The following is a 20,546-nucleotide window of genomic DNA, read 5'->3' as shown; positions in this document are numbered from 1 at the left end:
AGCTCGTACAGACAGTGAAGGAACCATTCATGGTTAAAGTCCTCCTCGTAGATGATGAATCCCTTATTCGTAATATTTTGAAGGATTATCTTTCCTCCGATGAAAGCCTGGAAGTGGTGGGGGAAGCTTCAAATGGCAAGCTGGCAATTTCACAGGCAAGGGCCCTACAGCCAGATGTAATTTTGATGGATATGCAGATGCCTCTGATGGACGGTGTCGAGGCAACCCAGTATATTCATCATTCTTTCCCCGACATAAGAATATTGGGGCTGAGCACCTTTGCGACTGATCGCTATGTTGTTGAACTCTTGCGGGCAGGTGCCTCGGGGTACTTGGTAAAGGACTCCCGCCCCGAAGAGGTCACCAGCGCAATCCACACCGTCCATGACGGAGGATCAGTACTGTCCCCCGAGGTTACCCGCTATGTGGTGCAAGGGCTTGAGCAGTCAGTTCCTGCCGAAATTTCTCCCGACGAAGAACTCATGTCAGTTCTTACCGCGAAAGAAATAGAAGTCATTGAGCTTCTCGCGCGCGGTCTAAATAATAAAGAGATGGCCGCAGAACTTTTCGTTACTGAATCCACAATTAAAGCGCGTTTTGTGAAAATTATGGAAAAAATGCAGGTGCGCGATAGGGTTCAGATTCTAGTTAAAGCTATTGAATACAATCTAATCAACCTAAAAACCTGGTAAACCCCATAGCTTTGCTATTTTTAGCCGAAATCGATTCCTAGCACAGCCCCGATAGGGTAGACGAGCCCAGCAAAGGCTGGGGCAAGATCTTCCAAGCTAAGGCTGTCGATGCGGTGTATATCTAGCAAAGCGTCAACACCCCAACCCATCACGCTGTACTGCGCTAAGAATCTCGCTAAATCATCGGGTGCCAGATGCGAGCGGCTAAGATTACTGAACGCAAATTTTTTGACCTGCTCAAATTCCGTCTCGCTATAAGTTTCAGGAATATTGACGATAGCTTGCGCCACGCTCCCTAGAATTTCTAATGTCTCTTTGCTTTCACCGTTGTCTCCGCTGAAACTCCAGATGATGTGTGGTTTGCCTTCAATCAATGCGCGCATCGGCTGAAGGTTAATCCCAGCAGGTAGCCATGATGCTACGAGAGGATTCGCTGGGTTCATAAGCAAACACATGGCCACAAAGGTCTCAAGGCTCCCCGCCTTGGTTGCTGGCTCCGGGCCTGTGATAATGATGCGCTCTGTTGAGCCCTGCTGGTAGCGCTGGAGGTTAGCGGTCACTTCCACTGCCTGAAATGCAGAGGGTGCAGCAGGCTCGGGAAAGCTCTGGACCACAGTTTCAGGAGCAACAATAGCCACTGTAGCTTGAGCACTGGCAGTCTCAGCCTTTTCATCAAGAGCTTGCATAAAGTACTGCACCCAAGCCTGTGCATTTGCTGGGCTGAGCACAAAGGACGCTGACCCCGCCTGCTGATCGTTGTCCTGTTTAGTCAGTAGCGGCTGGTTACCAACACTTTGGTTGGTCTGCTCTGTCACTGCTGTCACGGTTTCTGCATAGTTTTTGCTAACGGCAGCAGGCCAGCCGATAGTTATAAAAGTATGCTCTGACCTGTGATCGATAGTAGCAACGAGAGTGTAATTATTTGGGGTAAACATAGTGGTGTTCCTCTTAGAGGTTAGTGCCAATTACTAAGGACGCGAAGGCCTGGTTTTCAAGGGTAACGGCAGCCTTGTTGGCTAGCTGTCGTACAGCGTCCAGCTGTTCTTCTATGCCACGGAGGCGCTCTGTCAAGGCAGGGATGTAGTGGGGGTCTCGTCGAATAACAGCATCACGAGCCATCACGCGCGAGGCCTTCTGATCGTTAGAAGTGTTGCTTTCTAGTCGAAGTATTGCCCGCTGGACAGCAAGTTTCATAGCACTATCCGGGGCTGTTTTGACTGAACTAAACCGATCGGCAGGGTCAAGCGGGACGTTGGTATCATCAACCAGAACAAACAGGTCATCGTAAGGGATATCAGCAACCCCAAAGATACCTGCGCTGGCATCCAAGGCTCGCACACCCGACAGGGTTTCTGTCACCAGCAAGGTACCTAGCAAGAGGGAGCTGATTGTGTCTGTATCGACAGTGCGGGTCACTGAAATCCTTCGTGAACCCCACTCTACAGGCTGCTCCAAATAGTTGGTGACACTCTGTTGAATAGACTGCCCAGCACCTTTTCGCTGACTTATTTTTACCAAAGAACCACTGTTTTCTGGGCGAGCCAACCCTAGGTTACCTAGAGCGCTTTCAACATAGCTGAATACTTGTTCAGCAGGCAGGGGACTAAGAATGACTAGAGCAGATTCATGCAGCTGGTAATAACGCCGATGGATGTCGATGAGGACGGTAGTGGTGGCTCGGTCTCGGAGATCCAGGTCGCCGCTACCATCATGCCCGTTGGCATAATCGGACCAGAACTGTCTGGTAAGGTGCGGCCATGGGAGGACTCCGCCGGGTGCTTTAGCTAACCGGTTAGAACGTTCGGTGGCTACCGCTTGAATCTGGTCGTCAAGCTGATGGAGCTTGAATGCAGGAAAAAATACCTGTTCCAGGAGTCGTTGTAGCGAGGTTTCCAGGTAAAACGGGCTACCTGTCTCGTAGAACTCAGTGTAGTCCATATGCGTATTACCGCCGAGAATACCTCCCTCACCTGAAATAGCGGCCGCCCTCTGAACGGCGGTTGAACCATGAGAATCCTGATAAATCATATGTTCAATGAGGTGGAAGAACCCTTCTTGACCAGGTTCCTCATCCCGCATACCAGCTGGTACCGCCAAACTGATGGAAAAGTTAGCTGCTTTTTGATCGTGGATAGCGATAACGCGTAATCCTTCGATTGTAAGCTCTTCGCACCCGTGGCTATCCAGGGATGTCCGGCTAAAACTCATAAGAAGTTACCTTCCTTTCGTACCTATCGATCAAGGTAGTTAGTGGCCAAGTCGATGAGAAGCTGGGCGGCTTGAAGATTTGCCCCCGCATAATGGTGCCAGTCATAAGCGTGATGAATGAGACGGAAGGCGATAGCCGAATTTAAATTATTTTCCGAAAAGTCCCCATACCCAGTAAGAAATCCTTGCTGAAGATCGGTTAGTTTCAGTCGTAGGTTGGGGTAGAAAGCGTATAGTTCAGCGAACTCCCCTAGAACCCACCCAATGTCATATTCTGGCAGGGCGTAACCAACATCTTCACCGGTTAGTAGGACTCCGGTGACCTGGTCAGCAGAAATAAGCCAGTTAATAAAGCCGGCATTTCCGTGGGAGACTGCTAGGTTTTCCCCCCTTGTGACGGCTTCGATCCACTGCCTCAGCTTTTCAAAATGTTCGGTAGCTAGAACTTTTGTGAGATATTCCCAGCCTTTTAGAAAAAGAGGGTTACTACCGCATAGCCTACTCCGCCGCCAACCAAGGCCAGCGCCAGGCTACGAGTCCAACGGCCAACCGCTGAGGTACCCTTTGAGGTAGTGGGGTAGGTAGTCTCGTTCTTGTAAGCAGTCATGTTATTTTTCCTTTCAATGATGATGGGCTAGTAGCCCTTGACGATGAATCAGGCAGAAAGCCCGATGTTAAGCCCCATTGTCTGAGGCAAATGATTGTTGCAGCGAAACCTTAGAGCCGGTTCGTAAAGCGTTGTTGCTGTATACACGGGTTGCCACCCAGAACAGCAGCGGAATAGTTACCCCAGCGATACTGGCAGCGGTCACCATTTCCCAGGTCTGCACGCCGTCCAGACCAAAGCGAATAGGCATCAGGTAGGAAGAGAAAAGCGGGACGAATGACAGCCCCCTAAGCCAAGCCTCTTCAAGATAGGTGGGTGTCAGGTACAGGGTGACCACCAGCAGCACCATCTGCAAAACCGACAGCGGCATCACTGCGGCACTCAGGTCCTCCTGTCGGGAGACCGTTGACGCCAGAATCGTGTTCATGGTTGCGAAGATGATGTAGCCCAGCAAAAACCATACAAGGAACCACAAGAGGGCTGCGCCTACTTCAAGCTCCAGCAGTGACCACCCGTCCACGAGGGTGAAACCCAGCAGACCAGTGCCGCCAATAAGAAGTAGCTGAACCAGCGTTATCGCGCCGATACCAATCATCTTTCCTGCCAACAGAGGTACAACACCGATTTTGGTGAGGAGGATTTCGACAACCCTCGATGACTTCTCTTCAACAACACCAGAGGTCAGGCTCTGGGATGAGTACACAAGAGAGCTGAGCAAAGCACTCACCATCGCTGTAGCAAAGAGCAGGCGGGTATCCAGCTGGAAGCTAGCATCCCCCATTTTCTCCCGCAAGAACCAACCGCCAACACCTGCTCCAATACCCACAGTCAGGGCAAGCAGCCCGGTGGCTAGCAGGATGGTCTTATTCTTGGTGCGGGTAAGAACCTCACGTCGAATGACGATTAACATTTCACGGTAAGCAGTGCTCACTGATTTTTCACCTACTTCATGCTGGGTAGTCTGCTGGGTCATGCCTTTAGCTTTCATCGTGTCTGACCTGCCGATTCAAGCTCTGCCTCACGGGCAGGGGTGATACTGCGGCCCGACGAAATATAATCCTGCGATAGGAGTGCGCCCAAGGACTGTTGCACAGGCTCAATACTGCGCAGCCCTCCAAATCGTGTGGCAGTTTCTAGTACGCTCTGGGGAACGGTTGCACCCCGTCCATCAACTGTGATGAAAACTGATGATTGGTTGCTCATCTTGAATTCGATATGGAAGGAAGCGACCAACGATAGTTCGGCAACGAATTCTCCGGCCGGGCGATCAAACTTTAGTTCCCACCGGGTCTGATCAGTACCTTGCAGCTCAGAGACAGCACCATCTGCCATCACTCTGCCTCGATCAAGTACGCAGACACGGTCGCATAGGCGCTCAACAAGCTCCAACTGATGCGATGAAAACAGGATGCCCACACCCTGGGCTGCCTGTTGTTGGATAAGACCAGCCATTGTATCTACGGCTAGGGGGTCAAGCCCCGAGAAAGGTTCATCAAGTACCAGTAGTTCTGGGTTACCAACCAGGGAAACAGCTAGCTGAACTCGCTGCTGGTTACCCAGCGACAAATCTTGGATGAGGGTTTTCTCTCGACCCGATAGGCCCAGTGTAGCGATAAGTTCGTCAGCTTTTTCCTTCGCCTGCCCCAGGGTTTTCCCTTCAAGTAGAGCAAAGTGAACAATCTGATCTTTGACACTCATCTGGGGGTACAGGCCCCGCTCTTCCGGCATGTAACCGATTGACCTGCGGTTCTCGGTTGAGATGGGCTTCCCGTCCCAGGTGATATGCCCGCCGGTGGGGTTAAGCATTCCTAAAATGAGTCGCATGGTGGTGGTTTTACCTGCGCCGTTGCCACCGATGAAACCAACAATTTCACCGCGACGGACGCCGAAATCTACATCCTGCAGCACCTTGTGGTCACCGAAGCTGCGGCTAATCCCGTGGAGTTTGAGACCGTTCATTGCGCACCTCGCTTTTCTTTCTCTTGCGCCTTCACTAAAAACTCTAGTGAGGCGTTAGAGCTTGCCACATATACTTTCGTACAGTTCTGGGGTAGACGATAGTTCATGCATTTGTATGTTCGCTACCACACCTGCAACAATTGTTGAACAATCTGAGGTGGTCTCGCCCGGGTTGGCTTTCTTTTACAGTCGCTACCGTAAAGGAGGCGCATGCACTTGCTTTCCTGCCCCTCCCCCATGAACAAATGCTTCGATCCACTCGCAGTGCTGGTCGATTGCACTAACCTTGAAGTTGCACTGCACGTGTGCGCCCACCTGGTTGAACACCCTGCCACCAGACAGGTAGAACTAGTACCCGATGCACGAACCGTCCTGGTCCACCTTGCCAGCATCAAACAGGCGCATGCCTTCATGTCCGCCCTCAGCCGGCCTCAGCGGCGATGTGCGTGCCCACAGGCAAACCATCACAATCGATGCAATCTATGACGGTCAGGATTTTATCGATGTTGCATCTCTGCTAAGCATTAGCCAGGATGCTGTGGTCATGCCCATACCACCGGGCATTGGTCGGCAACTTTTGTAGCCTTTGCCCAGGGCTTCTTCTACTTGCACCACCACGACGAAGCTCTGGAGGCGCCCCGCTAGCACTGGGGTCGGAGGCTAGTTCAACAACACGAAGAAGCAGGGCCTTTTGCTATAGATTTACTGTTCCCAGCTGCTGCCAGCTACCTGAGTGATAGCGGTAGACCGTCAGCTGGTCGATGGTGAAATTCGAAAGCTCAGGCGGAAGGCTCGCAAAGTCCTGCAAGGACGCCGCCAGGGCAGGGGCCGGTGCATGGTTGGCTAGGGTGAGGTGCGGCTCGTAGGGAAAAGGGGACACGGACTCCCCTACCGCCCTCTGGCAGGTTGCATGAATCAGGGTGAGCCTATCTGCCCCGGCAACAACGGGGAGGTAGGTTACGGGGGTAACAGGCTCAAAGGTTGCGGCCGGGCCCAGGCCCACCTGCACGGGGCCGATGCTGGCCACCACCTGCTCAATGGAGCGCCGGGGGTCGCCGCCGGCGTCCTCGCTAATCAAAATCGTAATGTGGCAGCTTTCTGCAACGGGGCCTACCATGCCCTGGCTCGCCCGCCAGCTGACCAGGCACGCAGACACCGCCGCAGGTACCTCAGCAACAATGCTGAGGTACCTGCGGTCGGGGTCTATGGTCGGTGAAGAAGCCACCAGGCTAGGTCGTCTAACTCTTAGAGGGCGGGCAGGAAGCCTACCGCGTCATACACGTTCTTCACGGTCACAGAGGCAATCTCACGGGCCTTACCCGCACCGATAGCCAGCAGGCGGTCTAGCTCCGCCGGGTCGTCCATGAGTTCCAGAGCGCGCTCACGAATGGGCGATAGCTCCTCAACCACAATCTCGGCCAGGTCAACCTTGAGGTGGCCGTACATCTTGCCCTCATACTCAGCTACGATTTGGTCAATCGGCTTACCTGTCACTGCCGAGTAAATAGAAAGCAGATTCGAAACACCCGGCTTATTCTCCCGGTCATAACTAATCTCGCTTCCCGCATCGGTCACCGCCGACTTAATTTTCTTTGCAGTCTTCTTGAGGTCATCGAGCAACCAGATAATGCCCTTATCGGTGGTTGCCGACTTACTCATCTTGGAATCTGGAGTCTGCAAGTCATAAATCTTGGCAGTCTCCTTGAGAATCACAGGCTCAGGCACCACAAAGGTATCGCCAAAACGAGAGTTAAACCGCTGAGCCAGGTTACGGGTCAGCTCAAGATGCTGGCGCTGGTCCTCACCCACCGGCACAACATCGGACTGGTACAGCAAAATATCTGCAGCCATCAGAACCGGGTAAGTAAAGAGACCCACAGAGGCGTTATCGGTGCCCTGTTTAGCGGCCTTATCCTTAAACTGAGTCATACGAGCCGCCTCACCGTAACCGGTAATACAGTTCAAAACCCAAGCCAGTTGAGCGTGCTCAGGAACATGCGACTGCACAAACAAGGGGGTCTTGGCCGGATCAATCCCAGCCGCAATATACTGGGCTGCCGTCTTGCGGGTGCGCTCTAAGAGCACAGCAGGATCCTGCGGAACAGTAATAGAGTGCATATCCGGAATAAAGTACAGGCACTCGTGGTCCTTCTGCAGACCCACCCAGTTATTCACCGCACCAATATAGTTACCCAGGTGCATGGAATCAGCCGAAGGCTGCGCCCCCGAAAAAGCGCGAGGCACCCCCCTTGAAGCATTTGGGATAGCGGCTTTAGGATCACGGTCGGGTGTCTGTGAAGTAGTCACGGGTTCGTCCTTTGCTAGGAATACATCTGCGGGGCAGGCCTCTGCTGAAGTGACCCACCGGCCCACACACAGCGGGCACAAAAATGAGGGAGAGATTAGGAGCCTTCGCGGGCCAGCTCCATACCGTTCTTCGCGGTGAAATTAATGGTGTCCAAGGCACGATTGATCATGTCACGAGAATTTTCATCGTTCACATCCAACTGCTCAGCAATCACCTTGGACTGCACCAAACAAATCTGGAAAGAATGCGCCAGTTTCTCGGTATGCACATCAGCCTCATATTCAGCGCGCTGGACAGCATGACCCTCATAGGCGCGGCGCTGGGCAGCAAGCGTACGGTTAACATTCACCAGTAGATAAACAGCAATACCGAGCCAGGCAGCGATAATACCGGCCAGAATCCAACCCAGCGCCGAGGCCTCATGAGCAGACTGAATAATCGCCCACACCAGCAGGACAACTAAAATACCCATACCGATAGCAGCACCAATCAAGACGGTCTTGGTGTTCTGTTCTTGAGCTGTTTTTTCTAAGCCGTTATATTGCATGGTTCCCATTATGTCAAAGGAATGCGGTCGCAGTGAACCTTAGACTAGTCCCACCGCGTAAAGTGGTGAGCATGATGGTAAGTGCCAGAGAAACCAAATACCAGGCAGTGGCCCGTCATATCTGCGACCGCTACCTCACCTATACTCAGCCACACTCCCCTCTTCCCACCGAAAGAGAGCTTCAAGACCGCCTCGGTGTCTCCCGCGATACCGTACGCCGAGCTATCCGAGAGCTCATCGACCGGCAACTGGTCTACAACATTCAGGGATCAGGTACCTTTGTCGCCCCCCAAGAATCACCATCACGAGCGCCATTGCTACGCCCCTTCACCCAAGACATGCTCACCAGAGGGCATACCCCGCACTCACTGACGCTCTCCTGCCACCTGGTCATAGCTCCCCTGCACGTCCAAAGAGACCTAGCCCTCAACCCAGACAGCAAAGTCATCGAAATTAGCAGGCTCCGGCAAGCTGACGGCTCGCCCATCGCCCTCGAAACAGCCTACTTCCTGCCCGAAGCCTTTTCCCAAATGCAACCCGAAGCCTCCACTTCGCTCGATGCCCAAATGCGGGCCAGCGGCTACCAAGTAGAAACAGCCCAGGTCAAAGTCACCGCCACCAACCTCACCCAGGCAGAAGCCCACCACCTAGGTGTACCCCAGGGAGCGGCAGCCCTGCGAGTAGACAAGGTAGGCTACACCGCCCGAGGCCTGGCCGTTGAAAGCACCCACACCCTCTACCGGGGTGACCGCTACGACTACGAGTTCCAGCTCCACCGCAGGCAAACCCACCGCTGAGGCACCCTAACTCATCCCCCGATAAAAGAACCGGGGCCGCTCCTCCCCTCCAGGAAGTAACGGCCCCGTTTTGCTTGGTGACCCCTAAGCGGTTTCAGCCAAACGCTCAGCGGTCTCTACCACATTCACCAGCAACATAGCGCGGGTCATAGGACCAACACCGCCAGGATTCGGCGAATACCAGCTCGACTTAGCGGTGGCCTCGGGAGAGATATCACCGGTCAGCTTCTTCTTACCGGTTTCGGTATCTTCTACGCGGGAAACACCAACGTCCAGGAGGACAGCACCCTCCTTGACCTGGTCCGCTGTCACCACATGAGCAAGACCCACGGCCGCCACAATAATGTCAGCCTGGCGCAGGGCCTCACTCACATCCTCGGTACCGGTGTGAACCAGGGTAGCCGTGGAGTTTACATCCTTGCGTGTCAGGAGCAGACTCAGGGGGCGGCCCACAGTAATACCGCGCCCCAGCACAGCAACCTTCTTGCCCTTCCAGGAGATACCGTGACGCTCTACCAACTCAATCACGCCGTTGGGAGTGCAGGGCAAAGGCGAGTTCAGAGGCTCACCCACATTCAAAACCAGGCGACCCAGGTTCATGGGGTGAAGGCCGTCGGCGTCCTTCTCGGGAGCAATTTTCTCAAGAACCCGGTTGGTATCTAGGTGCCGGGGCAGGGGTAGCTGCACGATATAGCCGGTACAAGCCGGGTCGGCATTGAGCTTATCCAGCTCGGCCTCTAGCTCATCCTGGCTGATATCCTCGGGGAGTTCAACACGGATAGAGGCAATACCCACCTCGGCACAGTCGCGGTGCTTACCGCCCACATAGGAACGGGAGGCCGGGTCATCGCCAACTAACACGGTGGCAAGCCCCGGGGTAATCCCCTCTTCCTTGAGCTTGGCAACGCGCTGGGCCAGCTCACTCTTAATCTGGGCCGCTGTGGCAACCCCGTCAAGAATCTGAGGCACTCCTACCACTCCTCAATACCGGAGTAGAGCGGGAACTTCTCGCACAGAGCGGTCACGCGAGCACGCTGGGAGGCCACATCGACACCGGGCTTAAGAGTCTCAGCAATAATATCGGCGACTTCAGTAAAGGCCTCGGAATTAAAGCCACGAGTTGCCAGCGCGGGAGTACCGATGCGCAGGCCGGAGGTCACCATGGGCGGGCGGGGGTCATTGGGCACAGCGTTACGGTTGACAGTAATACCGGCTTCGTGGAGCAGATCTTCAGCTTCACGACCGTTAATCTGGGCATCGCGCAGGTCCACCAGAACCAGGTGAACGTCGGTGCCACCGGAGATAACCTTTACACCGGCTTCGGCCATATCTGACTGGTTGAGGCGGTCAGCCAGAATCTTTGCACCCTCTAAGGTACGAGCCTGACGGTCCTTGAAATCATCGGAGGCAGCAATCTTGAAAGCTGTTGCCTTACCGGCAATAGCGTGCATGAGCGGGCCGCCCTGCTGGCCGGGGAAGACAGCCGAATCAATCTTTTTCTTGAGGTCTTCAACGCACATGATGAAACCTGAGCGGGGGCCAGCCAGGGTCTTATGTACGGTTGAGGACACAACGTGAGCGTGAGGTACCGGGTTGGGGTGTAAGCCAGCGGCGACCAGGCCAGCGAAGTGAGCCATATCCACCCAGAGATAGGCACCAATCTCATCGGCGATCGCACGGAAAGCCGCAAAATCAAGCTGACGGGTATAAGCAGACCAGCCCGCAATGATGAGCTTAGGCTTCTCAGCCAGCGCCAGCTCACGAACTTCGTCCATGCTGACCCGACCGGTTTCTTCATCTACACCGTAGGCAACAACCTGATAAAGCTTGCCCGATACGTTCAGTTTCATGCCGTGGGTTAGGTGACCACCGTGCGCCAGGGACAGCCCCATAATTTTGTCGCCGGGATTCAGCAGGGCATGCATGACAGCGTTATTGGCCTGAGCACCGGAGTGGGGCTGGACGTTCGCGTGCTCAGCACCAAAGAGAGCCTTGGCCCGGTCGATAGCGAGCTGTTCAAGGACGTCCACAAATTCACAGCCGCCGTAGTAACGGCGGCCGGGGTAGCCTTCAGCGTACTTGTTGGTCAGTACAGAGCCTTGAGCTTGAAGAATAGCGCGGGGGGCAAAGTTCTCGGAGGCAATCATCTCGAGGGTGTTCTGCTGGCGGCTCTGCTCCTGGGCAATAGCCTGAGCGACTTCGGGGTCGACTTCGGCCAGGGGTAGGTTGGTGACGTTGGGTGAAAGGTTGGTCATGCCACTTCCTTGACTAGGGTGGATCGAGGTTTTCCTTTTGTGCGGACTTGGTACCGCTCAAAGTCCGATATTTGGGGACTCACCCACCTTGGGGAGCCATCACCTTTAAAGTGTAAATTACCTCTAGGTGATGCAGGGCATATCTCTTCACATATGAGATTTTTTCTCTACACGTCCACCCAGACAGTGTATCTAAAATCACAGAGAGATAAGTGTGTGGTGCATCCAAGGGGAGCCGATGCCATAAGCCCCGCTTTTACGCCTGCTTGAGGATTGTTCGCGCGAACTCAAAGTAGCTATCAGGATCAAAATCTGTGACGGTCGCCGCCTGCACAAGGAAGCCGGTCACAACAGCCAGCACAGCCGACCCTATGGGGAAAGCCAGCTCTCACGTCCTGACTCGGTGATCTTAAGTTCGGTTGCGACCCAGCCCCGGTAGCTCTCAAGAATCCTCTTCCTCAGGTCTGTAAGTTGCTCCTGCGCTACCTTTTGGATCGCCGGCAAGGAATCTACTCTTCGCTAACCTTGGGCACCCATCCATCTTAAATCAGACAAGCTGCTTGCCCCGAAGAAAGCCCCCCGCAAACCGCTTTCTTGCTAGACTAGAGGGCGAACTAGCCGTAGTTACCTGTTCCAGTTACTACACAGGAGAGTTACCGGGTAGCGCACACCTGGATACCCCCATCTCGTCACCCATCACTCATGCATTAGGGAAGAGGCCTCACAATCGTGACCGAAGCTCCAAAATCACGTCGCCAACAGCGCCTTGAACAACAGAAGAAGGCCAGCCGCAAGTGGATCGCAACTGGCGCAGCCGCAATTATCCTGCTCAGTGGCGGTGCTATCGCCTACGTCAACATGACCGGCGATAAGACCCCTTCAACCCCCAGCGGGCAGGCCGTCCCTGCAGCTTGCTCCACCACACAGTCTGTAACTGTTGCTACTACTGATGCCATGGCAACCGCACTTAAATCCATGCCGGTTGATGAGGACACCTGCGTAACCCTCGATATCACCACCACGAAGACCGCTAGCAACATCGTGACCGAAGTAGCCGGTGAGTCCGCCTCAACCAACCTGTGGATTCCCGATTCCAGCGTCCGTGCCCAGCTCGCCATGGCCGAAGCCAAAACAGAGCTAACCCCCATTGCTGAATCTCTGGCCAAGAGCCCCGGTGTTCTTGTATCCGAGAAAGACACTACCTACTCCAACTGGCTTGATGTCCTCAAGGCCCAGGACGCCGTTGGCATGGGCGATCCTAAGGTAGAAGCAGGCGCTTTCTCTGCGCTCATGGGCGGTATCTCCGAAGCTTCTAGCGGCACTGTCAGTCTTGAAGACCTCACTAGCGGTAGCGCCCTGCGCGCGCAGTCTATTGGGGTTGACGAACCAGCGCAGAACGCTTCTGAGCTCCTTGAGGCTGTTGACAGCGGCAGCAAAGACGCAGTGGTTGTCAGCGAAGCTGATTACGCAACCTACGCCGCATCGCACAGCGACTCAGGCCTTAAGGCTACCGTCCCCGGTGACGGCTCTTTTACCCTGGATTATCCCCTCTACCAGGCATCCTCTAGCACCAACACCACCGTTGATGAGGCAGCCCAGCAGATCGTTAAGTTCATGTCCAGCGAAGAGGGCAAGCAGGCTCTGGCACAGGCCGGTCTGCGCACCGCTGAGGGCACAGTTGTTAACAACGATAAGAACGTCGGTGACTACAAGGCGCTTGTTCCTAGTAACAAGGAAACCCTGGGCCAGATGTGGACTTCCTACTCCTTGCAGTCCGCTCCCCTGAACGCACTGGTTGTGCTGGATGCTTCCGGCTCCATGCTCGATAAAGTAGCTGGTACTGATAAGACCCGCATGGATATTACCGTTGAGTCAGTGCTGGCTGGTTCTCAGCTCTTCCCGGCCCGTGACTCTATGGGCCTGTGGAAGTTCTCCCGCAACATTACAACCGCTGATGGTAAGGTCTCGGACTATGAAGAGCTGGTCCCTGTTCGCGGCCTTGAAGAAACCGTTGACGGCAAGACTCAGCGTGAGTTGCTTCAGGAGGCTGGTGCTGGTATTGCAGCTACCATTAACCCCGATGACCAGACCGCTCTGAACGATACCTTGCTGGCAACTTTCCGTTCTGCCAAGGCTAACTACCAGCCCGGCTCTGTTAACGCAGTCATTATGCTGACCGATGGCAAGAACGTTGATCCAGATTCGATTAGCCAGGAAGAGCTCATTAGCACTATCCAGGCTGAGCAGGATCCTGAAAACCCTGTGTTTGTGATTCTGATTGGCATTTCGGAAGAGGCTGATATGAACGCTCTGACAACCATTGCTCGGAGTGTTGGCGGTGAGGCTCACATCGCATCATCGCCCACCGATATTCAGCGTATTTTCGCTGAAGCTCTAACCGGCATCTCTGACGCCGCTAGTGAGGCCGCTGCTGCTCAACAGCATTAAGGTATCAGCCGGGTAGTTTTTGTTCCGGTATTCCGTTGATTCAGAGTCCCGCCCTACGATTCATCGTGGGGCGGGACTTTTGTGTGTGTTGGGTTGGGGTTTGGTGGAAGAAGTGGCGTGATGGAGGGCAGAATTCTGAGCGAGCGAAGATGAAAATTCTGCCCGTAATCGGTGCACGCCTCCCGAGGAAAGTTTTTAGTGGAAGAAGTGGCGTGCACCGGTAAAGTACATGCTCACTCCAGCTTCTTGGGCGGCTTGGATGACTTCTTCATCGCGGATGGAGCCACCAGGCTGGACAAGAGCGCGGATACCGGCGTTAAGAAGGACCTGAAGGCCGTCTGCGAAGGGAAAGAAAGCGTCAGAAGCCGCTACGGAGCCGCGGGCACGTTCTTGGCCTGGGGCTAGGGTGTTGGCACGTTCTACGGAGAGGCGGCAGGAGTCTACGCGATTAACCTGTCCCATACCGATGCCGACCGCGGCACCGTCCTGGGCGAGCAGGATTGCGTTGGATTTGGCGGAGCGTAGGGCTTTCCAGGCGAAGGCGAGGTCTGCCAGGGTCTGAGGATCAGCGGCTTGGCCGGCAACCAGCTGCCAGTTGGCGGGGTCATCGCCTTCGGCCTGTAGACGGTCGGCATCCTGCAGAAGAGCGCCGCCGGAGATTTGGCGGTACTCGATGCTGTCGCGGGCAAAGTCTGCAGGGAGCTGGAGGATACGCAGGTTCTTCTTGCTCTGTAGAATCTCCAGGGCTTCGGTGGAGTATGAGGGGGCGATAATGACCTCGGTGAAGATACCCTTGACGGTTTGGGCCATTGCGGCGGTGACTTCACGGTTGGCGGCAATGACGCCGCCGTAGGCGGAGAGCGGGTCGCAGGCATGGGCCTTGGCGTGAGCGTCAGCAATGGGGTCGGCGGCCTTGGCGGCACCGACGGCAATACCGCAGGGGTTGTTGTGCTTGATGATGGCTACAGCGGGTTCCTCGAAGTCGTAGGCGGCGCGTAGGGCGGCATCGCCGTCCACGTAGTTGTTGTAGCTCATGGCTTTGCCGCCAAGTAGCTCTGCCTGGGCGATACCGGGTGCTGCGGTGGGATCAACGTAGAGTGCTGCGGCCTGGTGGGGGTTTTCACCATAGCGCAGGGACTCACTGCGCTCGAAGGAGAGACCGGCGAAGGGGGGCCAGTAGTTGGCCTCCCCGTCTTTTTCGAACTGGGCGGCAGTCCAGGTGGCTACGGCGGTGTCGTAGGCGGCGGTGTGGGCGAAAGCGGCTGAGGCCAGGCGGCGGCGTTCTGCCAGGTTGAAGCCACCCTTCTGGGCGGCTTCAAGAACAGCACCGTAAGAGGCCGGGTTAACAACGACCGCTACAGCGTCGTGGTTCTTAGCTGCGGCACGCACCATGGAGGGGCCCCCGATATCAATCTTTTCGATGATGGCGTCCTGGTCAGCGCCTGAGGCCACGGTATCGACGAAGGGGTAGAGGTTGACAACCACCAGGTCAAAAGGCTCAATGTCCATTTCTGTCAGGGTGTCAATGTGCTCTTGCTTGCGGCGGTCTGCCAGGATACCGGCGTGGATGCGGGGGTGCAGGGTCTTCACGCGGCCTTCAAGACATTCGGGGAACCCGGTGATATCGGAAACCTCAGTGACGGGCACTCCGGCGGCGGCGATGGTGGCGGCTGTTGAACCGGTGGAGACTAGGGCTACCCCAGCTTCGTGTAGGCCACGAGCCAGGTCTTCTAGCCCTGTCTTGTCATAGACAGAGATGAGGGCGCGTTTGAGGGGTAGGCGGTCAAGCTTAATGAGACTCACAGATCTTCTCCGTTTCGTATGCCGGCGAGGGGACCGGCAGGTTGTTACCTGAGTGTGAGTCGCTTTATCTGGAGCCCCGACCCTAGGCCCAGCCCCGGGTGGGGCTATAACTAGGGTTAGGCGGTGGGCTCTTGCGCCAGGGAGGCTATGGTGGCTACCAGGAGTTGGCGTTCTTGCACTTTGATACGTTCGTGCAGGCTCTCTTCGGTGTCACCGTCAAGAAGGGGAACGGCGGCCTGGGCCAGGATAGGGCCGGTATCAACTCCCGCATCGACCAGGTGTACGGTCACGCCGCTGATCTTGACCCCGTGGGCCAGGGCGTCACGCACGCCGTGGGCTCCTGGGAAGGACGGTAGCAGAGCCGGGTGGGTATTAATGATGCGCCCGGTGAAGCGTTCCACGAGCTGAGCATCGACGATCCGCATGAAGCCGGCAAAAACAATGTAGTCGGGGGCGTAGCTCGCTATTTTTTCTTCCAGCGCCCGGTTCCAGTCAGCGCGGGTGGAGAAGTCCGCAGGTTCTAGGAGGAAAGTTTCAATCCCGGCGCCCTGTGCTCGTTCTATGCCGAGGCAGGGCTTATCGGCTCCTACCGCCACAATATCGGCGGTTAGCTGACCATCTGCAAGGGAGTCAAGAATGGACTGTAAATTTGTGCCCGAGCCGGACACCATCACCACAATGCGCATGAACACCAGTGTATCGCACGCCACGGCTAACGATGGAGGCATGTCCATGATAATCAGCCAGGATGAGTGGGTTCTATCCTCCTCTGAAATTCTATGAAGTCCACTGAGGTTGTACAGTGGTGCTTATGTCAGAGAATCAGCAGGTTTCCCCCTACTCCGAATCAGCCCTTGAATCAGTCAAGGTGTGGTCGCGTTCTTCCTTCCTCCTGATAGTTGCTACGGTCGGTACCACCTATTTTGCTGGTACCCTAGCTGTTGCGACCTTGCTCTTAGCGCTACTGACCGTAGCCTGTGCTATCACGACCCTGGTCAAAATGGTTAAGGTGCGTTTCCCGGGGTTCTCCATCATGCTCATGGTCATGATTGTGCTCTGGTCCCTCTTCCTCAGTTTTGGGGCCGGTCTCCAGCTGATTTTTTCCGATGCCTCTTCTGCCTATTCAGAATGTCTGCAAGGGGCTTTGACGATTACCCGCCAGCAGGAGTGTGCTCAAGAAATGAGCGACGGACTCTTCAAGCAGATGATGGGTAACTAGCCTCACCTGGGCACCGTATGAGAAGCCCCGCCCCGCGGTGTGCGGTCTGGGGCTTCTTGAGCAGAGATTCTGCTGATGCGCTTATAATTTGGGTTCTTCCTCAGCTTGATCTTGAAGCTGCTGATTCCAACGGCGGCGCAAGGACTTAGGGCGTTTGACCACGGGGGCGGACTTCTTAGTAGGTTCCGCCTGCCTTTCTTCAGCATCGGCCAAGCTCTTAGGGGCCTCTGCCTCAGAATCAGTTTTTTCTGTTTCTTCGTCGTCCGTTTCGGGCTCTGTTTCAGGCTCAGCATCGGCTAAGTCTTTATCTGCCCTATCGGTCTGTTCTCGGGGAGCGTCCATCGGGGAGTTCGAATGGGCTAGGTTTGGTTCGGTCTCAGGACTGTTTTCTGAAGCTTCCTCTTCCTCACCCGCCGGGTATTCATCCTTCTCACCCTGATCGCTGACCGCTGCCGCGGCTTTTTTCTTTTCTGCCCGTTCAGCGACACGCTTGGCCTTGGCTTCGGCCTTAGCCTGCTTCTTCTGGGCACGGGTGGGCTTCTGGTCGGCAAATCGCTCCAGTTCAAGGCTGCTATCACGGACCAGCAGATGAGCCAAGCCCAGGCCGATTATCAGACCCAGTACCAGCAGAAGGGCACCGCAAGCGCCGAACAGCAGGGGTGAAGGCCCGACCTCGGTAAAGCGACCAAGCCCCAGGGAACCGTGAGCGGCCCAGCCCAGAAGGAAGAGAAGAATAAAGGAGGGAATAAAGGCAAGCGCGGCAAGGCCCAGGGTGGACAGCGGCCAGGAGATCCAGCGGAAGCGAATCTTAAGAGAAAGCCACTCATCAAAGTGGTTTTCTCCCTCGCGGAAGAACCACCAGCCACCCACAGCACCTGCAATCAGGGGCACCGCCAACCCGATGTAGCCCCAGGGTTCAGCGGTATGCGGAAGAGCGCCCAGTACGGGGAGGGAGGGCATGATGCCCACGCTGGTGCCGGTGGGGCCTACGGAGGTCCCCACGCCCAGGGAGAAGCCCGCGCCGGAGCTCCAGGCCATAGAGTAAATCACCAGGTTCAGGAGCAAACCTAGCTGTAGGAGCGTCAGGGCAAATCCGCCCACTGCCCCGGAGTGCAAAGCCTGGTAAAGGCCCACCACCTTGTCCCAGTGCACAAAAAGACTGGTCACAAGGAGCAAAGAACCACCGGCAACATAAGCCATAACCCCCACCAGGGAAGCCCGAACCATAGCCCAAATATAGGATCCGGCCCAGCGTGAGTACTGGCTAAACTTCTTGACCCAGTCGGCGGCATCCACACCAATCATGGCAGCTAGGGACCGCGACTCAGCAAAGCCCCCGGCAAGAATACCCAGGGCAGTCACCCACAGGGGAATGATAGCCGCAAGCACCGGTGAGGTGGTGAAATAGTCATCGGTAGATATCAGGCTGATGCCGGCGCTCACCAGCGAGTAGGCCACCATGCCACCTACAAGAGGTTCCCAAAACTGGCCCTCGTAGCTAGCACGGGCCAGCCTGCGACCCGACCTGTAGCACAGGGCCAGCGGAATAAGAGTGAGGCCCAGTGGGACCAGGCTCATCGTCCCAGACACCGCCGAAAAGCTACCCTGCGCGGGTATGTTCATATTCAGGGGGACACCGTGGACCAGCAACCAGATATGGCCCGCCACGGACAGGGCGCCGGCAACGGTATCGGTATTAAAACCGTTGGTGTACCAGACCGCTGTGAGCATGAGCCCAACGGTGATATAGGAGACCAGGGCAACCAGAGCAAGTTCAACGGCGCCCTGAAGCCACAGGGGCATGGGAAAGGTTCTTTTGGGGTGCACGGTGGTATTCATCGCCTTTCATCATGTCATGTTTCCTGTCTCTACGCCTGGTCACGAACCGTAAGAATACTAGGTGCGGTGAAAATAACCTCAACCACGGCAGACAACGGACGATATTGCCGGGGAGTAGAGTGTCCCTATGAGTATCGAGAACACCTATGTTTTGGTCACCGGCGCTTCTGCCGGCATCGGCGCCGAGTTCGCCCGGCAGTACGCCGCAGCGGGCTATAACCTGGTGCTGACCGCGCGTAGGGAGAAGACCCTAGAAAATCTGGCTGGCCAGCTCCGCTCAACCTACAGGGTAGAGGTTGAGGTCATCCCCGCGGACCTACTGGTTTCCGGTGACGTTCAAAAACTCGTTGACCGGCTAGCTCAGGCTAAGCGCCCGGTGGAAATTTTGGTCAATAATGCGGGCTTCGGTTTGGGCCAGCCTTTTGAGGAGGCCCCCGCCCAGCGGCATCTGGATCAGGTGCAGGTCCTGGCAGCTGTCCCCCTTCAGCTCATGCACGCCGCAATCCGCGCCATGCTCCCAAGGGGCAGGGGCCGCATTATCAATGTCGCATCGGTGGCGGCCTTTACACCAGGTGGCACCTACTCAGCAGTCAAACGGTTTATGGTAGTTGTCTCAGAGTCAGCAAATATCCAGTACCGGGACCGAGGTATTGATGTAACCGCCCTCTGCCCGGGCCTGACCCGCTCGGATTTTCATCATGCCATGGGGCAAGAACAGCCCAAAGTGCCGGGCGTATTCTGGCTCAGCCCCCAGCAGGTAGTTACCGAAGCCATAGCTGCGGTCAATGCCGGTAAACCGGTCTGTGTGCCCTCCCTGCCCTATAAGGTAGCAGCGGGTATCTCGCAGATTATCCCCCGCAGGGCAGTGGCGGCGCTGATTTCCCGCACACGGAACTATTAGAATCCACAGGCTGGGGGTGCTCTTCCCTGCTTAGTCCTCCCAAGGGTTAACAGCGCTAACCCCCCAGGTGCGGTAGACATCGGCTTTCCCCGAAATAATCTCAAGCCGGTGCACGGTCGCTGTGGCCGCCATCAGCCCCTCCAAAGCGGCCCTTGCCAGGGGAGCCGGGCACTCAGAGCCCACCGCCTGCAAGGGCCTCTCAGCATGACGACCAGCCCACTCCAAAGACACCCGCGTGTCCACCTCAAGGAGGTGGTCACCAAACCGGTCAATCAGCTCAGCCAGCCACCGTTCAGTCTCCGGGTAGGGGTAGAGCCCTTTAAGCTCGCCCAGGCTTAGCACCGAGACGTACATGGTGCGGTAGGAGTTCCGGCGCAGGCAGTTCACAACCTGCTGGTGAGGGGTAGCCTTGCGAATCTCGGCAAGGACATCAGAATCAAGGAGCAGACCGACGTGGCTCATGCAACTTTCAGCGCACCGTACTCAGGGGCTGGGATACCGCTGGGGTTAGGAGCCAGAAGGAAGTTAAGGAACTCACTGCGCTCATTCGAGATACGCGCATAGTCCTGAATACTGATAGCGACAAAACCACCGCAGGCAGGCGTAGCAGCTGCAGACCTGTTCTTTTGAAGAGTGACATGGGGGCGGGTGTTTGACATATCGCCGTTGCGCTTAAGGTGCGCATTCCTTTCGAAACTTGCTCTTGTCTACACCAAACAGCGCCAATATGCGCGATGAAGACCGCTTCGTCATCCGAGCCACCCGTGAACATGGGGTTGGCGTTCAACCAAGTCGGAGCTTGACAGTTGAATCTCTTGAAGCTGGTATAACCATAACTCACACCGCAGGCACCTGTAAACTCTTGCCCAGATTTTTTAAAACGTGACCTCCCTCTCATCTTCTGGTGCCAGCTTTCATCAGCGTGCGATACGCTAGAAGACTAGGTCTATTTACTCCGCACGC

At 55.7% G+C, this 20,546-nt stretch carries 21 protein-coding genes, 1 pseudogene and 1 riboswitch; of the genes and pseudogenes, 7 read left to right on the top strand and 15 right to left on the bottom strand.

All coding sequences use genetic code 11. The annotated features are described in order from the left end of the window. The first annotated feature begins 29 nt into the window (after positions 1-29). Positions 30-692, top strand: coding sequence for a response regulator transcription factor (locus ACN080_RS00360; protein WP_346875386.1), 663 nt, complete (start codon positions 30-32; stop codon positions 690-692). A 20-nt stretch (positions 693-712) separates the two neighbouring features. On the opposite strand, the gene ACN080_RS00355 is transcribed toward ACN080_RS00360, so the two are convergent. From ACN080_RS00355 to ACN080_RS00335, 5 genes are all read right to left on the bottom strand, one after another. After that, complete coding sequence (locus ACN080_RS00355) at positions 713-1,627, bottom strand: hypothetical protein (RefSeq protein WP_419112752.1); 915 nt, start codon at positions 1,625-1,627, stop codon at positions 713-715. 13 nt (positions 1,628-1,640) lie between these two features. Further along, positions 1,641-2,900: a M16 family metallopeptidase gene (locus ACN080_RS00350; protein ID WP_419104383.1), complete on the bottom strand. Its 1,260-nt coding sequence runs from the start codon at positions 2,898-2,900 to the stop codon at positions 1,641-1,643. A gap of 469 nt (positions 2,901-3,369) precedes the next feature. Next, a complete protein-coding gene (locus ACN080_RS00345; protein WP_419104382.1) occupies positions 3,370-3,507 on the bottom strand; it encodes a hypothetical protein in 138 nt (45 codons plus the stop codon). A 67-nt stretch (positions 3,508-3,574) separates the two neighbouring features. Next, entirely contained in the window at positions 3,575-4,480 is a 906-nt protein-coding gene (locus ACN080_RS00340) for an ABC transporter permease (RefSeq protein WP_237222377.1), read from the bottom strand. 11 nt (positions 4,481-4,491) lie between these two features. Then, on the bottom strand, positions 4,492-5,466 hold the full coding sequence (locus tag ACN080_RS00335) for an ABC transporter ATP-binding protein (RefSeq protein ID WP_419104381.1): 975 nt from the start codon (positions 5,464-5,466) through the stop codon (positions 4,492-4,494). A gap of 403 nt (positions 5,467-5,869) precedes the next feature. Here ACN080_RS00335 and ACN080_RS00330 point away from each other — a divergent pair, with 403 nt between their 5' ends. Both ACN080_RS00330 and ACN080_RS00325 read left to right on the top strand, forming a co-directional pair. After that, positions 5,870-6,049, top strand: coding sequence for a hypothetical protein (locus tag ACN080_RS00330; protein WP_419104380.1), 180 nt, complete (start codon positions 5,870-5,872; stop codon positions 6,047-6,049). An 8-nt stretch (positions 6,050-6,057) separates the two neighbouring features. Beyond that, positions 6,058-6,111: pseudogene (locus tag ACN080_RS00325) on the top strand (hypothetical protein); the annotation flags it as partial. Between the two features lie 49 nt (positions 6,112-6,160). On the opposite strand, the gene ACN080_RS00320 reads toward ACN080_RS00325, so the two are convergent. The 3 genes from ACN080_RS00320 to ACN080_RS00310 form a co-directional block, all read right to left on the bottom strand. Next, positions 6,161-6,691 (bottom strand): 2'-5' RNA ligase family protein, encoded by a 531-nt coding sequence (locus tag ACN080_RS00320; RefSeq protein ID WP_419112751.1) that lies wholly within the window; start codon positions 6,689-6,691, stop codon positions 6,161-6,163. A gap of 20 nt (positions 6,692-6,711) precedes the next feature. Beyond that, the gene (gene trpS / locus ACN080_RS00315; RefSeq protein WP_419112750.1) at positions 6,712-7,773 is read right to left on the bottom strand and encodes a tryptophan--tRNA ligase; all 1,062 of its coding nucleotides are present in this window, start codon (positions 7,771-7,773) and stop codon (positions 6,712-6,714) included. A gap of 95 nt (positions 7,774-7,868) precedes the next feature. Next, positions 7,869-8,321, bottom strand: a complete 453-nt coding sequence (locus ACN080_RS00310) for a hypothetical protein (RefSeq protein WP_419111246.1) — start codon at positions 8,319-8,321, stop codon at positions 7,869-7,871. Between the two features lie 71 nt (positions 8,322-8,392). On the opposite strand from ACN080_RS00310, the gene ACN080_RS00305 reads away from it, so the two are divergent. Continuing rightward, a complete protein-coding gene (locus tag ACN080_RS00305) occupies positions 8,393-9,118 on the top strand; it encodes a GntR family transcriptional regulator (protein WP_419112749.1) in 726 nt (241 codons plus the stop codon). Positions 9,119-9,202: 84 nt separating this feature from the next. Here the strand turns inward: ACN080_RS00305 and ACN080_RS00300 are convergent, their stop codons facing one another. Both ACN080_RS00300 and glyA read right to left on the bottom strand, forming a co-directional pair. Then, the gene (locus ACN080_RS00300; protein WP_419099941.1) at positions 9,203-10,087 is read right to left on the bottom strand and encodes a bifunctional methylenetetrahydrofolate dehydrogenase/methenyltetrahydrofolate cyclohydrolase; all 885 of its coding nucleotides are present in this window, start codon (positions 10,085-10,087) and stop codon (positions 9,203-9,205) included. Between the two features lie 2 nt (positions 10,088-10,089). Then, positions 10,090-11,373, bottom strand: coding sequence for a serine hydroxymethyltransferase (gene glyA / locus ACN080_RS00295; protein WP_419112748.1), 1,284 nt, complete (start codon positions 11,371-11,373; stop codon positions 10,090-10,092). A gap of 729 nt (positions 11,374-12,102) precedes the next feature. Between glyA and ACN080_RS00290 the strand changes: the two genes are divergently transcribed. After that, complete coding sequence (locus tag ACN080_RS00290) at positions 12,103-13,821, top strand: substrate-binding domain-containing protein (protein WP_419112747.1); 1,719 nt, start codon at positions 12,103-12,105, stop codon at positions 13,819-13,821. Positions 13,822-14,016: 195 nt separating this feature from the next. Here the strand turns inward: ACN080_RS00290 and purH are convergent, their stop codons facing one another. Further along, complete coding sequence (purH, locus tag ACN080_RS00285) at positions 14,017-15,624, bottom strand: bifunctional phosphoribosylaminoimidazolecarboxamide formyltransferase/IMP cyclohydrolase (RefSeq protein WP_419112538.1); 1,608 nt, start codon at positions 15,622-15,624, stop codon at positions 14,017-14,019. Positions 15,625-15,740: 116 nt separating this feature from the next. After that, entirely contained in the window at positions 15,741-16,310 is a 570-nt protein-coding gene (gene purN, locus ACN080_RS00280; protein WP_419099945.1) for a phosphoribosylglycinamide formyltransferase, read from the bottom strand. A 125-nt stretch (positions 16,311-16,435) separates the two neighbouring features. On the opposite strand from purN, the gene ACN080_RS00275 reads away from it, so the two are divergent. Then, complete coding sequence (locus tag ACN080_RS00275; protein ID WP_419099946.1) at positions 16,436-16,843, top strand: hypothetical protein; 408 nt, start codon at positions 16,436-16,438, stop codon at positions 16,841-16,843. Between the two features lie 81 nt (positions 16,844-16,924). Here the strand turns inward: ACN080_RS00275 and ACN080_RS00270 are convergent, their stop codons facing one another. Then, entirely contained in the window at positions 16,925-18,646 is a 1,722-nt protein-coding gene (locus tag ACN080_RS00270) for a DUF6350 family protein (RefSeq protein WP_419112746.1), read from the bottom strand. 163 nt (positions 18,647-18,809) lie between these two features. Between ACN080_RS00270 and ACN080_RS00265 the strand changes: the two genes are divergently transcribed. Beyond that, positions 18,810-19,583, top strand: a complete 774-nt coding sequence (locus tag ACN080_RS00265; protein WP_419099948.1) for an SDR family NAD(P)-dependent oxidoreductase — start codon at positions 18,810-18,812, stop codon at positions 19,581-19,583. 30 nt (positions 19,584-19,613) lie between these two features. On the opposite strand, the gene ACN080_RS00260 is transcribed toward ACN080_RS00265, so the two are convergent. Both ACN080_RS00260 and ACN080_RS00255 read right to left on the bottom strand, forming a co-directional pair. Further along, positions 19,614-20,045: a plasmid stabilization protein gene (locus ACN080_RS00260; RefSeq protein WP_419112745.1), complete on the bottom strand. Its 432-nt coding sequence runs from the start codon at positions 20,043-20,045 to the stop codon at positions 19,614-19,616. Then, the gene (locus ACN080_RS00255; protein ID WP_419104369.1) at positions 20,042-20,242 is read right to left on the bottom strand and encodes a nuclease PIN; all 201 of its coding nucleotides are present in this window, start codon (positions 20,240-20,242) and stop codon (positions 20,042-20,044) included. Before ACN080_RS00255 ends, ACN080_RS00260 begins: the two co-directional genes overlap by 4 nt. Before the next feature lie 35 nt (positions 20,243-20,277). Further along, positions 20,278-20,404, bottom strand: a riboswitch (SAM riboswitch). Positions 20,405-20,546 lie beyond the last annotated feature (142 nt).

This window comes from Rothia sp. CCM 9416 (genome assembly GCF_048513535.1).
In the GTDB taxonomy this organism is placed as follows: domain Bacteria; phylum Actinomycetota; class Actinomycetes; order Actinomycetales; family Micrococcaceae; genus Rothia.
Note: the sequence above shows the minus strand (reverse complement) of the source record. Positions and strands in the feature narration are given on the sequence as shown.